Genomic DNA, 17,340 nt, shown 5'->3' on the forward strand with positions numbered 1-17,340 from the left:
GCTGCGGCTGCTTAGCAACAAGTTCAGCCCTGGTCAAACGGGATACGAAAATCAGGAGCTAAAACCGGGAAAATGAAGGTTTTTTGCCGCTTCTGTCTCCAGATCATGCAGGCGCAGCAAGCCGCGGGCCTGTAATCTGCGACGCAGAGCCGGTGTGTCGGCGCAAACCTCGTCAAAAAAGGTGCGCAACCCTGCTTCTCCCTGCGTCTCAAGAAGGAAGTCGAAAAGATCGTGCAGCGTCATGCCGCCCTGTTCGGCAGGTGTCGCCGGCGCCAGATCTGCGCGGTATGAGCCCCGGTCATGCCGGAACCGGAACATCTGCCGCCAGTGATCCCAGCTGGTGGTGTGCAGATGCGCCAGATGCGCTTCATCAAGGCTGTGCTCGGGGCTGAACACGATGCCGTTGCAAAAGCTGTTATGTATTCTGAGCGCGACATCCGGGTGGCCTGTCCGGGTGAACACCTTGCCGGCGGCGTGGCTCACAAATCCCCCTTTGAGATAGGGGCCGAAGGTCGGATAAAGCTGCCCGACGATACCCCGCCTGTCCGGGCCGTTCGGGATGAAGGCTTTGAAGGCAGCAGGCGTGCCACCGTCGGGCGGGCAGAGCGCTTCATCAGGGCGGATGCGGGCAGTCCGGGTGCCGGACGGGATCTGTGAAAGCAGCTCACCCACCGGTTGCGCGCTGATGATAAATTCGTCCACATCCATGTGAATGAGCCAGTCGAGGTCGTATGCGCGGGCATAGGCATGGCTGGCGTTGCGTGACTGGCGTACCTGATGCCTGACCGGTGGTTTGCCGGTCTGCTCCACCCACCAGGCGTCGTCACAGACAACCACATCGCATTTGGGATGTGCTGCGAGGGCGCGTCTGGCGTCCTCGTTTTCGTCGTCGAGATAGATGAAAAGCCTGTCTGCGCCTGCTTCGATATGCCAGGCGGCAAAGGAGACCACGTCGCGGGCAGGTGCCTTTATCGTCGCGACAAGGCCCCAGCGGGTCATCGGTTGATCCGGCGTTGTATCAGACCATCATCTCCTTGGTCGCCGTCAGCGTGATGTCGGGATAGTCGCGATCCACGCGATCAATGTCCCACTGCAGCCGGGTCAGATAAACCACATCTCCGTCATGGTCGTGGGCGATATGCTGTTTATTGCTTTCCGCAAACTTATCAATGGCCTGCCTGTCACCTTTCACCCAGCGGGCAGAGGTGAACTGCGACGCTTCAAAGCGCACAGGCAACCCGTATTCCAGTTCGATCCGGCTTGCGAGTACTTCGAACTGCAATTGCCCGACGACCCCCACCACAAAGCCTGACCCGATGGACGGTTTGAACACCTTGGCGGCCCCTTCTTCCGCGAACTGCATCAGCGCTTTTTCGAGATGCTTGGCCTTCATGGGGTCGCCCGCGCGCACGCCCTGCAAAAGCTCAGGGGCAAAGGAGGGGATGCCGGTGACGCGGATGGCCTCGCCCTCGGTCAGCGTGTCGCCGATGCGCAGCTGCCCGTGGTTCGGAATGCCGATGATATCGCCGGCCCAGGCTTCCTCGGCGAGCTCACGGTCAGAGGCGAGAAACATCACCGGATTGGTAATCGCCATCGGCTTTTTGCTGCGCACATGGGTGAGCTTCATCCCGCGGGTAAAGTGACCCGAAGCAAGACGCAGGAATGCGACCCGGTCGCGGTGCTTGGGATCCATATTCGCCTGAACTTTGAAAACAAAGCCTGAAACCTTTGGTTCTTCGGGCAAAATCTGTCTTGGCTCCGCCGACTGTATCTGTGGTTCCGGACCGTAGTTCGCAATGCCATCCATCAGTTCTTTTACGCCGAAAGAGTTGATGGCGGAGCCGAACCAGATCGGCGTGAGCGATCCTTCATGCATTGCCGCCATATCGAGCGACGGCAACAGCTCGCGTGCCATTTCAAGATCTTCCCGAAGCTTTTCGAGCAACTGCGCGGGCACGTGTTCTGCCAGCTTCGGATCGTCCAGACCATTGATCTCGACCGATTCCGCCACCCGGTTCCGGTCCGCGCGGTCCATCAGCTCCAGACGGTCGCGCAGAATGTCATAGCACCCCAAAAAATCCCGACCGACGCCGATGGGCCAGCTCGCAGGTGTTACGTCAATCGCCAGATTTTCCTGAATTTCATCAATTATTTCAAAAACGTCCCTGCTTTCGCGATCCATTTTGTTACAAAAGGTCAGGATCGGCAGATCGCGCATGCGGCAGACTTCAAAAAGTTTCTGCGTCTGACTCTCAACGCCTTTGGCGCCATCGATGACCATCACGGCGGCATCAACTGCAGTGAGCGTCCGGTATGTGTCTTCCGAGAAGTCAGAGTGGCCGGGTGTGTCGACCAGGTTGAACCGGAACTCTTTGAAATCAAAAGACATTGCCGACGCGGATACTGAGATTCCCCGGTCTTTTTCCATCGCCATAAAGTCGGACCGGGTGCGGCGGGCTTCGCCTTTGGCGCGCACCTGACCGGCCATCTGGATGGCGCCGCCGAAGAGCAGAAATTTCTCCGTCAGCGTGGTTTTGCCGGCATCCGGGTGCGAGATGATCGCAAAGGTGCGGCGCCGGGCAATTTCCGGTGGCAGATCGGGGCGGTTTCGGGCGGTTTGAGACATGTCATCGCGTATAGGTGATGGTTTTTACCGCCGCAAGCGGTGGCGGGCGCGCCGGGCAACCGATGCCGATGCGCGCCGGCGACCTCAGTCCGGCGCGCGGCGCAGGCGTTCTTAGTCGTAGGCTGCGTCAACGATGATCTCGACCTTCAGCTCCGGGCGGGCCAGCTTTGCCTCACCACAGGCCCGCGCGGGCGCATGTCCTTTTGGCACCCAGGCGTTCCAGACTTCGTTCAGGCCGGCGAAATCCTTCATATCAGCCAGCCAGATGGTCGCGCGCAGCATCTGTTCGCGCGATGAATTGGCTTTGATCAGCAACGAGTCGAGCCTGCGCAGACATTCTGAGGTCTGCTCCTGAATGGTTTCACCCTCGCCAACCTGGCCGGTGATGTATGCAACACCCTGATACTTTACTATTTTTGAGGAGCGTTCGCCGGTTTCTATTCTTTCGATCATGATTGCCCTTTCCGGTATCTGTCAGGTTTGCGGCTGCATGGCGGGAAATTGCCAGGACTGCAACCATCAGCAGCGCCCACCCCGTCAGGCCGCACCGCGACATGGGTATGTCGCGGCGGAGACACCTTCGGCGTAAACAGTTTCGTCGTCGTCAAAATGCAGCGTCAGGTATTCGACATATCCGCCATGATGAGCCGTCACCGTTTTACCATCCACCAGAGTGCCTGCGCTGACGGTTTCCCCGCCGCCGTTGAGGACAAGCCGGTTGGCCGCACTCAGGGTCAGGGGCCGGGGGTTGTTCAGCACCCCCGGGGCGATCCTTACTGCGGTATCCCGGCCGGTAGCAGGCGAGACGCGGTGCGAAATATGGCGTACAGTCTGCGGCCCGCTATCGCGTGTCAGAATGCGGTCGCCGGCCCGCAGATTTTCAACCGCGCAGAGACGGCCCGTGGCCATGATAACCCGGGTGCCGGCGGCAAAAGACGGCGTGCGTGTTGTCAGAAAGGGCGCCAGAGAGGCCGTTCTGTTTACTGCTACGATCCGCCAGGTGACACCGGCTGCGAGCGGCGAGGAGGCGGTGAAAAGCGTGGCGCGGGTGGTGCCCGCCACATCCGCTCCGGTCAGCACGATCAGTTCGCACAGGTCATTTGTGCTGGTCATCAGAGTCACAGCGCCGGAGGTCCGCAGGCGCATGCCGTATCCCTCGCCGCGGATAATCTGCAGATGATCGGGCGCGGTACCGGCAAGACCGATGCTGCGGGCAGTCGCGCCCAGGGTCAGGGCATAACAGTCATCGGGCAGCAGATCAGCAACTGCACCCAGCGCATCGCCCTCGTTCACGCCTGCGACGGCGATAAAATCTGCGCCGTCCAGGACGTCGATATCATATGTCTGCCCCATCGCCGGCCTTTCTGCTTCCCGTCCGGGCACAGTTTCCCGCAAAAGGGTCAACAAAAGGTTTGTGTGGTTAACAGCGCTCCGGTGGCTGGAAACCCGGGTGGGGGTGTGCCAGGAGTTGGTGAACCCTGACGGAGGAAAAATCATGGATCTTGGGATCAGAGGAAAACGCGCACTGGTCTGTGCGTCATCAAAGGGACTGGGGCGCGGTTGTGCCGAGGCGCTGGCGGAGGCCGGGGTCGATCTGGTCATGAACGCGCGGGGTGCAGAAGCACTCGAGGCCGCCGCTGAGGAAATCCGCGCGGCCACCGGGGTCTCCGTGACCACGGTCGCGGCGGACGTGACCACTGCCGAAGGCCAGCAGGCCGTCATCAGCGCGGTGGGCGAGGCCGATATTCTGGTAAACAACGCCGGTGGTCCGCCGCCCGGCAGCTGGCAGGACTGGGACCGTGATGATTTCATCAGGGCGCTGGATGCCAATATGCTGGCCCCGATCGCGCTGATCAAAGCGCTTGTGCCGGGCATGATGGACCGGGGCTGGGGACGGGTGATCAACATCACCTCGCAGTCGGTTAAGGCGCCGATACCGGTGCTGGGTCTGTCGAATGCTGCCCGCACCGGTCTTACCGGTTATGTCGCCGGAACCAGCCGCCAGGTTGCCGGCAGGGGCGTCACGATCAACAATCTGCTGCCTGGCATTCACGCCACCGACCGGGCCGACGCACTGGATGGTGCTGTCGTGAAGGCACAGGGCATCACGCTGGATGAGGCGCGCGCGAACCGTGCGGCGAATATCCCTGCGGGGCGTTATGGTACGCGCCACGAATTCGGTGCCGCCTGCGCGTTCTTATGTTCGGTGCATGCGGGTTTTATCGTCGGTCAGAACCTGCTGCTGGACGGTGGCGCCACCAACGCCACGATCTGACGCACAGATGTCCGCAAAGACCCTGCTGAAAGATCAGCTTTTCAATGCCGAAACGGTGGGGCAGCTGGCGCGGGAATTCGCCGCTGCCCTGCCGTTTTTTGACGCCGGGCGGTTTCAGCGCGCGGCCCTTGCCGGCTTTGCAGAGCGCGAGCTTATGGCGCGGCTCGAATGGATCGCAGATTGCGCTGAAGCACAGCTTTCAGCAGACTTTGAGGAAATGGCTGACCAGCTGGAGGCGGCGATGCCTCCGCGGCTTGACCCGACGCTGAGAGATAATGATTTCGGGCATTTCATTCACGCGGTTCCGGGTATTCTGGCCGCGCGGCACGGGCTTGAGGCTCATCGCGCAATGGCCATGAAGCTGATTTACGCGGCCACGCAACGTTTTTCGATGGAGTTTTACATCCGTGCCTTTCTCACCCGCTGGCCTGAAGAGACGCTCGCTGATCTTGCGGTCTGGGCGGAGGACGACAATTACCATGTGCGCCGCCTTGTGAGCGAGGGAACAAGGCCAAGGCTGCCCTGGGCCCGCGCTGTTTCCCTGAGCCCGGAACAGACGCTGCCGCTGCTTGACCGGCTGTCAGCGGACCCAGCCCGCTTTGTCACCCGGTCGGTGGCCAACCATCTCAATGACCTGAGCAAAGGGGACGCGGATCTGGTTGTTGCCCGCCTTGCGATATGGGCAGATGCCGCAGAACAGGACCCCGGAGAGCTTGCCTGGATGACCCGTCATGCGCTGCGCACCGCAGTGAAGTCAGGCCATCCCGGTGCGCTGCTGGCGCTTGGCTACCGTCAGGAGGCCCCGTTGGCTGTGACACTGTCTCTTGACGCGCCCACCATCCGGATCGGCGACGCCCTGGCGTTTTCCTGCGAGATTGCGGTAACGGAGGAGATGCCGGTTCTGGTGGACTACCGGATCAGCTTTTACCGGCCCTCGGGCAGAGCATCGCAGAAAGTGTTTAAGCTCAGACAGGGTATTGCGCGCCCCGGGCACCCGTTCACGGCCTCAAAATTCCATGCAATGAAAGGGGATGCGACGACTTTTACGCTGCATCCCGGGCGACATGCGATCGTGCTGCAGGTCAACGGGGTGGACCGGGCTGAGGCGTTCTTTGACCTGACGGGATGATGCGGGCGCGGGGCCTTTCCGGCATGGTGTGGTTCCGGGCGCCGCCGGACCAGGCCGGACACCGGCAGGGGGTCATATCCGGGTACCGGTCATACGGATTTCTCTGCGATACTTGCGGGCGCCGGGCAGGGCTGATAGCTCCTACCCGACCCTTTCTGTCGGAATTTCCGGAGCCCGCCCCCACGTGTCCCAGCCGCACCCGAGGTTAGAGATCAGGAACCTGCGCCGCTCCTTTGACGGGCGGGCCGTGGTCGATGACGTGAGCCTTAAGATCATGCCGGGGCAGGTAACCTGTCTTCTGGGCCCGTCGGGCTGCGGTAAGTCCACCACGCTGCGCATGATTGCCGGTGTCGAGATGCAGGACAGCGGCGAGATCCGGGTCGATGGCAATCTGATCTGTGACACGGTGTTCCGGGTGCCGCCCGAGCGGCGCGAAATCGGACTGATGTTTCAGGACTTTGCGCTTTTTCCGCACCTCAGCGTCGCGGATAATGTTTCTTTCGGGCTGAAAAGTGGCACACGCGCCGGGAAACGTGAGAGGGTCGAAGAACTGCTGGAACGTGTCGATCTTCTGCGGTTTATCGACGGCTATCCTCATCAGCTTTCGGGCGGTGAACAACAGCGCGTGGCGCTGGCGCGTGCTCTGGCGCCGCGTCCGCGGATCATGCTGATGGACGAGCCGTTCTCAGGGCTCGACAACCGCCTGCGCGACGGGATCCGGGACGAGACGCTGACCATTCTCAAAGAACAGGACACCGCGGTGCTTCTGGTAACGCATGAGCCTGAAGAAGCAATGCGCATGGCTGATGAAATTGCTCTGATGCGCGACGGCAAAATCGTGCAGCAGGGCGCGCCCTATAACGTCTATACCCGTCCGGTGGACCGCGCCGCCGTGGCTTTTTTCTCAGATGCCAACGTGCTGCGTGCCGAGGTGTCGGGTGCCCTGGCACAGACCCCCTTCGGTCGGTTTCTTGCTCCCGGTGTGCCCGATGGCACGGCCGTCAGCATCGTCTTTCGACCGCAGCACGTACGGATCGACTTCGACCGGGGAGGGCAGGGACCGAAACCGACTGCCAGTGACGGGACGGCCGCGCGCGCCATAGTGCAGCGCGCGCGGTTTATGGGCAACGAAAGCCTGGTGGAGTTCGTGATGGACTATGACGGCTCCGTGCTTCGGGCGACGGTGCCGAACGTCTTTCTGCCGCAACCGGGCACGGTGATGTGGCTGACGATCCGGCGCGACCGGTGTTTTGTTTTTGCAGCCTGAAGGAGCGATGCGCATGCAAAGGTTACTTGTGGAATTCGGCATGGGGACCTCGCTGCGGCGCGGTGACTATACCCAGGCGGCAGTACGGGGTGTCAAAGACGCGCTCTGGCACAATTCGATCAACCTCGCGGAGCTCTTCGGCTTTGAGAAGACCGATATGAAGATCATCGTGGATGTCGGCGTTCAGCAGCCCGATGCGGTGGATGTGAGCGAAGTCATGGCGGTCTTTCCCTATGGCGATGCCGAGGTGCGCGTGCATCACGGCGGACTTGATGCGCCACGACCGGACGGGGACGGCAATCCGACGATCATGGCTAACGTCGCCCTGACCGTGGGATTTGATATGGAGAAGGCCGGTGAGTGAGCAGCGTCTGATTATCGAAATGGGCATGGGCAACGATCTGCACGGCCAGGATTACACCAAGGCTGCAAAGCGCGCGATTGAGGATGCCTTTCGGCATTCCTCTCTGCCGCTTTTCGGCGTTCTCGACCTGCCGCATGCTGAAATGCGCGTACAGGTGACCGTTGGTGTGCAGGAGCCTGATGCGGTCAATCCGGATGATCTGCTGCCGGTGCTGCCGCGCGGACGTGCTGAGGTGCGGGTCGTCAAAGGGGGGCTGAACGTGCAGACCGCCGATCCGAACGACCCGATTGTTGTGGCGCAGGCCAGTGTCGAGGCCTTCCTGCCGCGCCAGACCGGCTGGACGCTGACGCCCTGAAGCGCACCGGCGTGATTCCCCGCAGTGTCACGGGGCTGTGAACTGGGCCTTGTGCTTGGCTCTGTGGATGAAATAACCTGCACCCAGGATCGGTGCCGCTATGGCCCGCCACTATGAGAATGAGGACTTAACTATGAAAATCGTGACAACAGTCTCCCTGATCGCTGTGATCGGTGTGCTTCAGGCCTGCGCACCGGTGACTCCGGAGCAGCAACGTGCACGAAACTGTGCAACGGGCGCAATCGGCGGTGCAATCGCGGGCGGCGTGATCGGCAACCAGGTTGGTGGCGGCACAGGCCAGACGATCGCGACTGCTGCAGGCGCTGCCGCAGGTGCCGCAGCCGGCCAGAACGTCGCAGGCTGCTGAGCCGGGCGCGGCTTTGAAGGGAACGCGGGCGCGGATGCGTCAGCGTTCCGGTACGCCGCCGCAGCTCTGAAAGAAACTCAAACGGGCGTGGCTGAGAAATCGCCGCGCCCGTTTTATGCCTGACACTTTGTGAGGCGCAGATATGCACTCACACCGCCCCCGCTGAAAAAGGACCCCGGACGATGAACGCAAGCGCACCTGAGATCATTCTGCACAATTACCCGCAGTCGCCCGTGGCCGAAAAGGCGCGGATTGCGCTCGGGATCAAAGGATGCATCTGGCGCGATGTGGAAATCCCGCGTCTCGCGCCCAAGCCTGATCTTACTAAGCTCTCGGGGGGGTATCGGCGCACGCCGGTCATGCAGATCGGTGCCGACATTTATTGTGACAGCCAGTGCATCATCCGAGAACTTGATCGCCGGTTTCCGGAGCCCTCGTTCTTTCCGACCGCGCAGGCCGGTCTGATGTGGGGGCTCAGCCGCTGGACGGACGGCGCTTTTTTTGATCTCGCGGTGAAGATTGTTCTCGGGTCTGCCGGAGACAACCTGCCGCAGGATTTTGCGGCTGACCGGGGCCGGCTCTATCTCGGGCCGGACTGGGCGGCGGGTCTGAAAGCCGCGAATGCAGCATTGCCGCATCTTGCCTCTCAGATGCGCGGGCCGCTCGGCTGGTTCAATGAACAGCTCAGCGACGGGCGCGCTTATATGCTGGGAGAGGCCGTGGGTGCTGTGGATGCGCAGATCTATCACGTGGTCTGGTTTATCCGTGGCCGCTGGGATCAGGGGGCGGCGTTTCTGTCGGAGTTTCCGCATCTTGAACGCTGGGAGCGTAATGTCGCGGCGATCGGTCACGGAACCGTCAGCGCGATGACACCACAGGAAGCCATCGACATTGCCGCCGCCGCCGAACCTCTGGACGGAACCGGCGTTGCACCAAATGATCCGCAGGGGCTTCGTGAGGGGATGCCGGTTGTCGTGCACCCGGATGTGGACGGGGGTGAGCAGGGGGTGTCCGGCACCGTTGTCACGGCAAACGCAGATACGATTACCGTGCTGCGCGAAGAGCCGGATGTCGGGCGCGTCTGTGTGCACTTCCCGCGCATCGGTTACCGCATCGATTTCGCCTGAGCCGGCGTTTCTGCCGGCGTCGGGGTGCGCGCGCGGGTGATCCTGGTTGCGCCCGTTTCAGGGCACATAATCGTCCAGCGTTTTGCCCGGCTCATCCACAAACAGCTCGGGCAGCGCTTCGGCTGTCTGAATGAGGTCGACACGAAACACCCGGTGATCCTCGCGCAGTTCGCACCAGGCGGTCAGGGTCCAGACCCGGCCCCAGTATTCCATATGCAGCGGACGCACGACCCGCGAACTGACCACGCTGTCTTTGGACGTATAGGTCAGGCGCAGCTTCTGCCGGGCCCGGATGGCTGCCCGCAGGGTCGGCATATGCGCGAACCCGCGCGCAGCATCCGCAAAGGGATAAACCGCGAATTTCCAGGCGTCCGCCTGAGAGACCACCTGCGCGGGCAGCACGGCATCCACTTTATCGGCAAGGCTCAGCGCTGCGGCTTTCAGATCAGGGTCAGCCGCTTCGCCGACAATCGCCATGCCCAGGTTCAGCGCTTCGAGTTCGGCCACAGTAAGGTTCAGTGGCGGCAGAGTGATGGCAGCGGTGATCATATAGCCGACACCCCGTTCGCCCTCGACCGGCACGCCGGAGGCTGTCAGCGTGTCCATATCGCGGTAAATGGTGCGGACGGAAACCTCCAGACGCTCTGCGATGTCCTGCGCGCGGTGCAGGTTGCCGTCGCGCAGGATCCCGATGATATCGAAAAGGCGGTCCGTGCGGCGCATGTTACTCCATCGTCAGGGTGTGTCGCACCGGCGCGTGGCGCATCACCACGGTGTCGCCGTCGATCTGCTGCATAAAGGGGGCCGCTTCGGGCTGTTGCATCATCTCTGCTGCGGCATCTTTTGCAGCGCGCATTGAGGTCCAGGTGATGTGATCCGTCCAGAGCCCGGTTTCATCGACACTCAGCGTGCGCGACAATGCAGCACCGGTGCTCTGCAGAAAGGGCGTCATGCCATCGGCCGCAGTCAGAAATGCGTCCACATCGGCCCCGGCGCTGAGCCGGAAGGTCACGATTTCGGCGACCCGGTCACCGGCGGGGCCGCGGCCGGTATCCGCGGGGGATCGGGTAATAGCAGGCAGTAATGATTTCGTCGTGCGCATGTTCAGTCCTTTCAGTTGCGTCTGATGCGCTTTTGACAGGGTGCAACTGACATAAACCTGTCAGTTGAGTTTGGCGAGTACTAAAATTCTTCTCTCCGCACCCGGTTTTCGGCCCGCGGCGGGGTTTTGAGGCTTCATCCGCCGCGCACCATTGCGTACACACATCTCCGACAGGCCCGCAGTGCGCGGGCACAGACCATTCTGGAGATTACTCATGTTGAACAATATCGGCCTTCCCGGCCTGCTGCTGATCGCCGTTGTTGTGCTCGTCCTTTTCGGACGTGGCAAAATATCGAGCCTGATGGGAGAAGTGGGCAAAGGCATCACCTCCTTCAAAAAAGGCATCAACGAAGGCCAGGACGAGATCAAAAACGCCTCCGAAGAGGAAGCCAAAGACATCACGCCCCAGCGCACAGATGCAGGCACGCACCCGGCAACTGATCTGAAGACCGAAAAAGACAAGGTCTGAATTCATGTTCGATCTTGGCTGGACGGAGATGCTGGTCATCGGCATCGTCGCGCTTATCGTTATCGGGCCCAAAGACCTGCCGGTCATGTTCCGCACGCTGGGACAGTTTGTCGGCAAGGCCAAGGGTATGGCGCGCGAGTTCAGCCGGGCGATGAATGACGCCGCAGATGATGCGGGCGTGAAAGACATCTCCAAAGGGCTGCGCGCGGCAACCAGTCCTGTGAATTCAGCAATGGACGGCGTCAAAAAGGCCGCAAGCGATCTGGGTAATTTTGACCCGGACAGCGAGACCGGAAAACTGGCCGCAGAACGCGCCGAGCAGACAAAAAAGATCCAGGCCGCCACCGCGCGCGCCGCCGCGGACCGCAAGGTACGCGAAGCTGAAGAGGCGCAGGCCAAAGCCGCCGAGCTTGAAGCCGCCGCGGCACCGGAGCAGAAGAGCGAAACATGAGCGCATCGGATGACCTTGAAGACAGCGCCGCCCCGCTGATCGAACACCTGGCGGAGCTGCGTACCCGGCTCATCCGGTCGGTGATGGCGTTTCTGGTGGGCATGATCATCTGCTTTACCGTGGCCACCCCGATCTTTAATTTTCTGACCGATCCGCTGTGTACGGTTCTGGCTCAGCGCGGACAGGACTGCGATCTGATTTTTATCAGTCCGCAGGAGGGTTTCTTCGTCGCAATTAAAGTATCACTTCTGGGCGGGCTGATGCTCTCCTTCCCGGTGATCGCGCATCAGATGTGGCGGTTTGTAGCGCCCGGGCTCTACCGCAACGAAAAGGGCGCTTTTCTGCCCTTCCTGATCTCTTCGCCGGTAATGTTCCTGCTGGGTGCGTCATTCGCGTTCTACGTGGTCACGCCGCTGGCCTATGACTTCTTTCTTGGCTTCCAGCAGTTCGGCGCCGAAGGTGAGGCGCTGCCGGGAGACCCTGCGACCAGTCCGGGCCTGAGCGTCGTCTTTCAGGGCTCGGCGCAGGAATATCTGAACCTCACGATCAAGTTCATCGTCGCATTCGGCATGTGCTTTCAGCTGCCGGTTCTGCTGACCCTGATGGGCAAGGCGGGACTTGTGAGCGCCGAGGGCCTTGGTAACGTCCGCAAATATGCTGTGGTGGCCATTCTGGTGCTTGCAGCGCTTGTGACGCCACCCGATGTTATTACCCAGGTGATCCTCTTTGTTGTGGTCTACGGGCTTTATGAGGTCTCCATCTTCCTCGTGCGCCGGGTAGAGACCAAACGCGAGGCGAAACTGCGTGCCGAAGGGTATTACGACGACGAGGATGATCTGACGTGATTGATGATCCGATGGACCGGATCGCCGCCGCTCTGGAGCGGATGGCGCCGGCACCTCTTGCGGCACCTGACTTCTCATCCGCGTCTGCATTTGTCTGGCATGTGGGCCCTGACAGGCTTGAGCCGGTGGTTCAGGTGTCGCGCATCGACATCGGTCTGCTGGTCGGGGTCGACCGGTCGCGCGATACGCTGCTTGATAACACGCGTCGCTTTGCCCGTGGTCTGCCGGCGAACAACGCCCTTTTGTGGGGTGCGCGCGGTATGGGGAAATCAAGTCTTGTCAAAGCAATACATGGTACAGTTTACGCAGAACATAAAGATCTCCGCATTGTTGAGCTGCAACGCGAGGATCTGCCCTCTGTCGGGCGGTTGCTGAGCCTGCTGCGGGATGCGCCCTACCGGTTTGTTCTTTTCTGCGACGACCTGAGTTTCGGCCATGATGATGCGCATTACAAAAGTCTTAAGGCCGTTCTGGACGGGGGCATTGAGGGGCGACCCGATAATGTTGTGCTCTATGCCACATCGAACCGTCGCCACCTGATGCCGCGGGACATGATCGAAAACGAACGGGGCAGTGCGATTAACCCCTCAGAGGCCGTCGAAGAAAAAGTGTCTTTGTCGGACAGGTTCGGCCTGTGGCTCGGATTCCACTCCTGTGATCAGGAACAGTATCTGGCGATGATCCGGGGCTATTGCGACGCCTGGGGCGTAAATATCGATGATGCGACCCTGCATGCCGAGGCCATTGAGTGGCAGGCGACACGCGGAGCGCGCTCGGGACGCGTGGCCTGGCAGTACTTCACCGATCTGGCCGGCCGTCAGGGCGTGAAAATCAGCAGCTGAAACGGCCCGGGAACGGGATGATCTGCGCGCTGTGATCTTCGGGAAAGTTGCGGGTCTGCAGCAGCAACAGCAGTTTTGTGCAGACACCGTTTTCTTCGCTTCCGAGCGAAAAGTAAGCAGAAACAGAGGTCCGGGGGATTGAGATCTGAGGTTTCATAGGGGCAGACATCCGGCCTCGAACCGGCGCAGACAGCGCGCGGCTTTGGGACCGTATCCTTTCAGGTCGGGGAACAGGGTTTCGATCTCGGCACGCGCCACCGGGTTGACCATCTGGCGGGTCATATCGCCCGGATAAAGGCTCTCAGACCACTGGCCTGCGGTGCGCACCAGGTGATGGGCGTCAAAGAGGATGTGGCAGTAGGTGACGATCCCGCCAGGGCGGCGGTAAACACCGTCATGGCCAAGCAGGTCAACGGCACGTACCAGAACACCGGTCTCGCCATAGAGCAGCTCTGCGCGCCAGTCTTCGACCAGCAGTGCGTGCTGCGGCGAGACCACGAGGTCGGTTTCATTGTCGAGAACGCCGGCCGAGATCACCACGGGGGCTGCATCAGCAAGTGCGGGCACGGTCGTCGCACCGGTCCAGACCAGCGGCTGAAGACCGGCATCGCGCGTCATGACCAGATCGCCGGCGGCAAGGCTCTCCACAGGGCGCGGACCGCTGGCTGTGTCAACGAGGGTGCCGGCGGCAAAACAGACCAGCGTGGCCCCGAGATCGAGATGCGGGGTCGAGACATCATCCTCAACCACGCCCCCGACGCTCAGGGTCGTGTTGGCGGGGGGCATCCCGTCGGGGAAGACCAGAAAATAACCGTCTTCACCCGCATCCTCGAGATCATTGTCGTTGTTAAGATCCACATCAATGACACCGATGCGCCAGGTGTTCGTTCCGTCACTGACCGTGAAGGTGTAATCCCAGATCAGCTGCTGGTCTGAGCCATTGATCTCAACGCTCTGGGCCTGACCTTTCCCGAGCCGGTTGTTCTGAGCGATCACTTCGTCGTTTTTGTCGCCTTCGAACTCGTCATTGGACTGATTGCGCTCTTCCACAACGAACATCGTGGTCGTGCCGCCATAGGACCACGAACCCGTGGGCACGCTGTCATAATCGATGGGCGTGCCGCTGCCATCGGTGGACTGCGTCCCCAGAATGGCAAAGTTGTATTTGTAAAACGCCGGCATGGCACCGCCCAATCGCAGAAGTTCTCTGTGACTGTTTCTGAAGCGGAAACAGGGCAGGGCGATGGCAGCGGACAGGAGAAAAGTGACCTGTCCTGGGCAATTTCAGGGAATTGCGGGACCTTTGGCGACCACAGGTTGAATTCCTGTGATCGGGCCCGGGTTACTTCAGATAGAGCATCGGATCCACGCGCTCCAGCCCGCCTTCAATCACCTCGAAATGCAAATAGGCATTTTTGTCATCACTCAGCTTGCCGATGGTCTGTCCGCGGGTGACGCGGTCGCCTTTTTTCACCGTGTAATCAACCACATTGACATAGGCGGTCAGCAACTGCGGTTCGTGGCGGAGCACGATGATCGGTACGCCGTCGGTATCCACGAGAATGGAGCCGACAACCCCGCCTTCAGCGGCTTTCACAGCGGTGCCGGGGGCGGCCTGGATATTGATGCCGGGGTTTTTGTCTTTGGAGAACCCACGAATGATCGTGCCCTTGACCGGAAAGAGCATGCGCGCTTCATCGGTGCTGATCGTCTGCTCGCCCACGTCCACTTTCGGGGCCGCGGCGACAGGCGCAGCGGAGGCTGCAGGCGGCAGAGGTTTGGTGGCGCTCGGCGGTGTTGGGGTCGGGGAGCCCTCGCCAGGGCGGGTGACGGCTGCGGCGGCGCTTGCGGGTGGTGCCTGGCGCGCGACCGGGATCAGCAGATACTGTCCTTCGCGGATCGCGAAATCAGGTCCGAGACCGTTCCACTCGGCCAGCGATTTTACCGGTACCTGATAAAGCCGCGAAATCGTGAAGGCGGTCTCTCCGCGCTCGACCTTGTGGCGGACGGGCTCTTTGCCGGATGATGCGGGTGGTGCTGCGGTTCCCGAAGCAGGGGGCAGTGCTGCCGTCTGCACACCGCCGGAGCCGGTGTTGCCCGCCGGTGCACGGTTGATCGCATCGCCTGCAAGAGCGCCGATGTCCACACCACCGGCCTGGCCTGTGGCACCCGGAGCAGAGGACAGCACAGCCACGCGCGTCGGCAGGGCAATAACCTCGCCCTGGCGCAGCGGCACATCGCGCGAGATGCCGTTATAGCTGGCAAGCTGCGAGGCATCGACACCAAGCCGTGAGGCAATGTCGTTGATCGTGTCATCGCGGGCGGCCACCGCGACCTGATAGTTGGGATAAGAGATCACACCACGGGCATCGGGGGCCGGACGAGCGGCGGTCTGCACGCCGGCGGCGGCCTCTGCGGTGCTTGTCTGGCCGAGCCCGCCCCGCAGATCATAATCGATCTGTTCACAGGCTGCGAGCAGCACAAGAGCGGTGGTGGCTGTGAGCGCAATGCGCGCCCGGCGGCGCGGTATGGGTCGGATCATCTGCTTGTCCTCAAAGTGGCCGGTAAGGCGCCTGCCGGTTTGCCCGGCTGTTCTGACGCCCTTATAGCAGCTTATGTGTCCTTGCCCAAGCCTTCGAGCAACGGAACAAAGCGAACCTCGCGCAACTCGTCATATTCCACGCCGGTTTCCGTCTTTTTCACCACAATCAGGTGCTGAACCGCGTCGGACTGGCCCACGGGCACGACCATGATACCGCCCGGTTTGAGCTGCTCCATCAGGGTGCCGGGAGGGTCTTCGGCGGCGGCAGTGACGAGAATGCGGTCAAAGGGGGCCTGGTCGGGCAGGCCAAAGCTGCCGTCTGCGGTGATGGCAGTGATGTTGGTCAGGCTCATCTCATCAAAAAGCACCCGTGCTTCGCGCACCAGACGGCTGTGGCGATCCACGGTGTAGACGCGACGCGCCAGCCGGCTGAGCACTGCGGCCTGGTAGCCGGAGCCGGTGCCGACCTCGAGCACTTTGTCGCGCGGGCTGACCTTGAGCGCCTGGGTCATCAGACCCACCACCGAAGGCTGGCTGATCGTCTGGCCGCAGGCGATGGGCAGCGGCATGTCTTCATAGGCGCGGGCTGAAAATATACCGCGGATAAACGGGCCGCGGTCGATCGTTTCCATCGCCTGAAGCACGCGTTTGTCGGTCACACCCTTGGAGCGCAGTGCATAGAGAAACTGCATTTTGCGCATGGCTTCCTCGGTCACGTGGCGATGCCTTTCAGGTCCTCCATGACGTCATGCGCTGTAAGATCTGCCCGCATCGGCGTCACGGACACGTAGCCGTCAAGGTTATCGGCTGCGTCAGAGCCGGGAGCGGTCGCGATCTGCTGATTGCCGCCGCGGATCCACAAAAAACGCCGGCCTGAAGGCGACAGGTGCGGCTCGGTGGAAAACACGGTGCCCTCGCGCATGCCCTGAACGGACAGGCGGATGCCTTTGACATCGGCGGCGGGCACGGGCGGGAAGTTCACGTTATAAAAGAGGCGATAGCCGCCGGTTTCATCCGGCGTCTGCGCGAGGATCCTGCGGATGACCCCGGCGCCGTGGCTGGCGGCAGCCTCAAAAGGGTTATCGATCTGATTGTTGGCGGGCCCGTAATACTGCGACAGGGCGATGGCCGGCAGTCCCTGCAGCGCGGCTTCCATCGCACCGCCGATGGTGCCCGAATAAAGCGTGTTTTCCGCGGAGTTGTTGCCCCGGTTCACGCCTGAGAGCACCAGATCGGGCGGGGTGTCTTTCATCACATCGTGCAGACCGGCCAGCACGCAGTCGGCCGGTGAGCCTTCGGCGGCAAAGCGGCGCGGGCCCATCTCCGCGATCATCATCGGATGGGTGTAGCTTATGCAGTGACCGACGCCGGATTGCTCGAACGCAGGTGCCACGGTCCAGACCTCGCCGTCAGGGCCTGCAATCTCTGCCGCGATCTGTGACAGGATCTTCAGGCCCGGGGCGTTGATCCCGTCGTCATTGGTTATGAGAATGCGCATGAGGCCCCCTTTTGGCACTTGATAGGCGAGGGTGCCTGGGGCGGCAAGCAGGGCCGCCCGGTGAGCGCGGTATTTATGACA

General features: G+C 61.4%; 22 protein-coding genes. 11 read left to right on the forward strand and 11 right to left on the reverse strand.

What is annotated here, in order from left to right; translation table 11 throughout:
- Nucleotides 1-51: 51 nt before the first annotated feature.
- The 4 genes from G3256_RS06745 to G3256_RS06760 all read right to left on the reverse strand — a co-directional run bounded on the left by G3256_RS06745 (nucleotide 52) and on the right by G3256_RS06760 (nucleotide 3,979).
- On the reverse strand, nucleotides 52-999 hold the full coding sequence (locus G3256_RS06745; RefSeq protein ID WP_169640089.1) for a glycosyltransferase family 2 protein: 948 nt from the start codon (nucleotides 997-999) through the stop codon (nucleotides 52-54).
- A gap of 19 nt (nucleotides 1,000-1,018) precedes the next feature.
- On the reverse strand, nucleotides 1,019-2,626 hold the full coding sequence (locus G3256_RS06750; protein WP_169640090.1) for a peptide chain release factor 3: 1,608 nt from the start codon (nucleotides 2,624-2,626) through the stop codon (nucleotides 1,019-1,021).
- A 111-nt stretch (nucleotides 2,627-2,737) separates the two neighbouring features.
- Nucleotides 2,738-3,079 (reverse strand): RidA family protein, encoded by a 342-nt coding sequence (locus G3256_RS06755; protein WP_169640091.1) that lies wholly within the window; start codon nucleotides 3,077-3,079, stop codon nucleotides 2,738-2,740.
- Nucleotides 3,080-3,163: 84 nt separating this feature from the next.
- Nucleotides 3,164-3,979, reverse strand: coding sequence for a Hint domain-containing protein (locus G3256_RS06760; protein WP_169640092.1), 816 nt, complete (start codon nucleotides 3,977-3,979; stop codon nucleotides 3,164-3,166).
- A 142-nt stretch (nucleotides 3,980-4,121) separates the two neighbouring features.
- On the opposite strand from G3256_RS06760, the gene G3256_RS06765 reads away from it, so the two are divergent.
- The 7 genes from G3256_RS06765 (at nucleotide 4,122) to G3256_RS06795 (ending at nucleotide 9,510) form a co-directional block, all read left to right on the forward strand.
- Nucleotides 4,122-4,901 (forward strand): SDR family oxidoreductase, encoded by a 780-nt coding sequence (locus G3256_RS06765; protein ID WP_169640093.1) that lies wholly within the window; start codon nucleotides 4,122-4,124, stop codon nucleotides 4,899-4,901.
- Between the two features lie 7 nt (nucleotides 4,902-4,908).
- Nucleotides 4,909-6,030 carry a DNA alkylation repair protein gene (locus G3256_RS06770; protein WP_169640094.1) on the forward strand — a complete coding sequence of 374 codons (1,122 nt, stop codon included), beginning with the start codon at nucleotides 4,909-4,911 and terminating at the stop codon, nucleotides 6,028-6,030.
- A gap of 184 nt (nucleotides 6,031-6,214) precedes the next feature.
- A complete protein-coding gene (locus G3256_RS06775) occupies nucleotides 6,215-7,297 on the forward strand; it encodes an ABC transporter ATP-binding protein (protein WP_169640095.1) in 1,083 nt (360 codons plus the stop codon).
- A gap of 13 nt (nucleotides 7,298-7,310) precedes the next feature.
- Nucleotides 7,311-7,661, forward strand: coding sequence for a Lin0512 family protein (locus tag G3256_RS06780; RefSeq protein WP_169640096.1), 351 nt, complete (start codon nucleotides 7,311-7,313; stop codon nucleotides 7,659-7,661).
- On the forward strand, nucleotides 7,654-8,016 hold the full coding sequence (locus G3256_RS06785; protein ID WP_169640097.1) for a Lin0512 family protein: 363 nt from the start codon (nucleotides 7,654-7,656) through the stop codon (nucleotides 8,014-8,016). Before G3256_RS06780 ends, G3256_RS06785 begins: the two co-directional genes overlap by 8 nt.
- A 133-nt stretch (nucleotides 8,017-8,149) precedes the next feature.
- Entirely contained in the window at nucleotides 8,150-8,383 is a 234-nt protein-coding gene (locus tag G3256_RS19300) for a glycine zipper 2TM domain-containing protein (RefSeq protein ID WP_281359599.1), read from the forward strand.
- Between the two features lie 182 nt (nucleotides 8,384-8,565).
- Nucleotides 8,566-9,510 carry a glutathione S-transferase family protein gene (locus tag G3256_RS06795; protein WP_169640099.1) on the forward strand — a complete coding sequence of 315 codons (945 nt, stop codon included), beginning with the start codon at nucleotides 8,566-8,568 and terminating at the stop codon, nucleotides 9,508-9,510.
- Between the two features lie 57 nt (nucleotides 9,511-9,567).
- Here G3256_RS06795 and G3256_RS06800 read toward each other — a convergent pair whose 3' ends face one another.
- Nucleotides 9,568-10,233, reverse strand: a complete 666-nt coding sequence (locus tag G3256_RS06800) for a helix-turn-helix transcriptional regulator (RefSeq protein ID WP_169640100.1) — start codon at nucleotides 10,231-10,233, stop codon at nucleotides 9,568-9,570.
- A gap of 1 nt (nucleotide 10,234) precedes the next feature.
- Complete coding sequence (locus G3256_RS06805) at nucleotides 10,235-10,612, reverse strand: hypothetical protein (RefSeq protein WP_246227829.1); 378 nt, start codon at nucleotides 10,610-10,612, stop codon at nucleotides 10,235-10,237.
- 214 nt (nucleotides 10,613-10,826) lie between these two features.
- Here G3256_RS06805 and tatA point away from each other — a divergent pair, with 214 nt between their 5' ends.
- From tatA to G3256_RS06825, 4 genes are read left to right on the forward strand one after another with little or no spacing between them, the layout of a single operon-like run.
- Nucleotides 10,827-11,081, forward strand: coding sequence for a twin-arginine translocase TatA/TatE family subunit (gene tatA, locus G3256_RS06810; RefSeq protein WP_169640101.1), 255 nt, complete (start codon nucleotides 10,827-10,829; stop codon nucleotides 11,079-11,081).
- A 4-nt stretch (nucleotides 11,082-11,085) separates the two neighbouring features.
- The gene (gene tatB / locus G3256_RS06815) at nucleotides 11,086-11,532 is read left to right on the forward strand and encodes a Sec-independent protein translocase protein TatB (RefSeq protein ID WP_169640102.1); all 447 of its coding nucleotides are present in this window, start codon (nucleotides 11,086-11,088) and stop codon (nucleotides 11,530-11,532) included.
- Nucleotides 11,529-12,377, forward strand: a complete 849-nt coding sequence (tatC, locus tag G3256_RS06820; RefSeq protein WP_169640103.1) for a twin-arginine translocase subunit TatC — start codon at nucleotides 11,529-11,531, stop codon at nucleotides 12,375-12,377. Before tatB ends, tatC begins: the two co-directional genes overlap by 4 nt.
- Complete coding sequence (locus G3256_RS06825) at nucleotides 12,374-13,219, forward strand: ATP-binding protein (RefSeq protein ID WP_169640104.1); 846 nt, start codon at nucleotides 12,374-12,376, stop codon at nucleotides 13,217-13,219. Before tatC ends, G3256_RS06825 begins: the two co-directional genes overlap by 4 nt.
- Here the strand turns inward: G3256_RS06825 and G3256_RS06830 are convergent.
- From G3256_RS06830 to surE, 5 genes are all read right to left on the reverse strand, one after another.
- On the reverse strand, nucleotides 13,209-13,376 hold the full coding sequence (locus tag G3256_RS06830; protein WP_169640105.1) for a hypothetical protein: 168 nt from the start codon (nucleotides 13,374-13,376) through the stop codon (nucleotides 13,209-13,211). The two genes, G3256_RS06825 and G3256_RS06830, sit on opposite strands and share 11 nt — an antisense overlap.
- Nucleotides 13,373-14,401, reverse strand: coding sequence for a Hint domain-containing protein (locus tag G3256_RS06835; protein WP_169640106.1), 1,029 nt, complete (start codon nucleotides 14,399-14,401; stop codon nucleotides 13,373-13,375). Before G3256_RS06835 ends, G3256_RS06830 begins: the two co-directional genes overlap by 4 nt.
- Before the next feature lie 160 nt (nucleotides 14,402-14,561).
- Nucleotides 14,562-15,761, reverse strand: coding sequence for a LysM peptidoglycan-binding domain-containing protein (locus tag G3256_RS06840; protein ID WP_169640107.1), 1,200 nt, complete (start codon nucleotides 15,759-15,761; stop codon nucleotides 14,562-14,564).
- A 71-nt stretch (nucleotides 15,762-15,832) separates the two neighbouring features.
- Nucleotides 15,833-16,462 (reverse strand): protein-L-isoaspartate(D-aspartate) O-methyltransferase, encoded by a 630-nt coding sequence (locus tag G3256_RS06845; RefSeq protein WP_169642358.1) that lies wholly within the window; start codon nucleotides 16,460-16,462, stop codon nucleotides 15,833-15,835.
- A gap of 11 nt (nucleotides 16,463-16,473) precedes the next feature.
- Nucleotides 16,474-17,259, reverse strand: coding sequence for a 5'/3'-nucleotidase SurE (surE, locus tag G3256_RS06850; protein WP_169640108.1), 786 nt, complete (start codon nucleotides 17,257-17,259; stop codon nucleotides 16,474-16,476).
- Nucleotides 17,260-17,340 lie beyond the last annotated feature (81 nt).

This window comes from Roseobacter ponti (genome assembly GCF_012932215.1).
In the GTDB taxonomy this organism is placed as follows: Bacteria; Pseudomonadota; Alphaproteobacteria; order Rhodobacterales; family Rhodobacteraceae; genus Roseobacter; species Roseobacter ponti.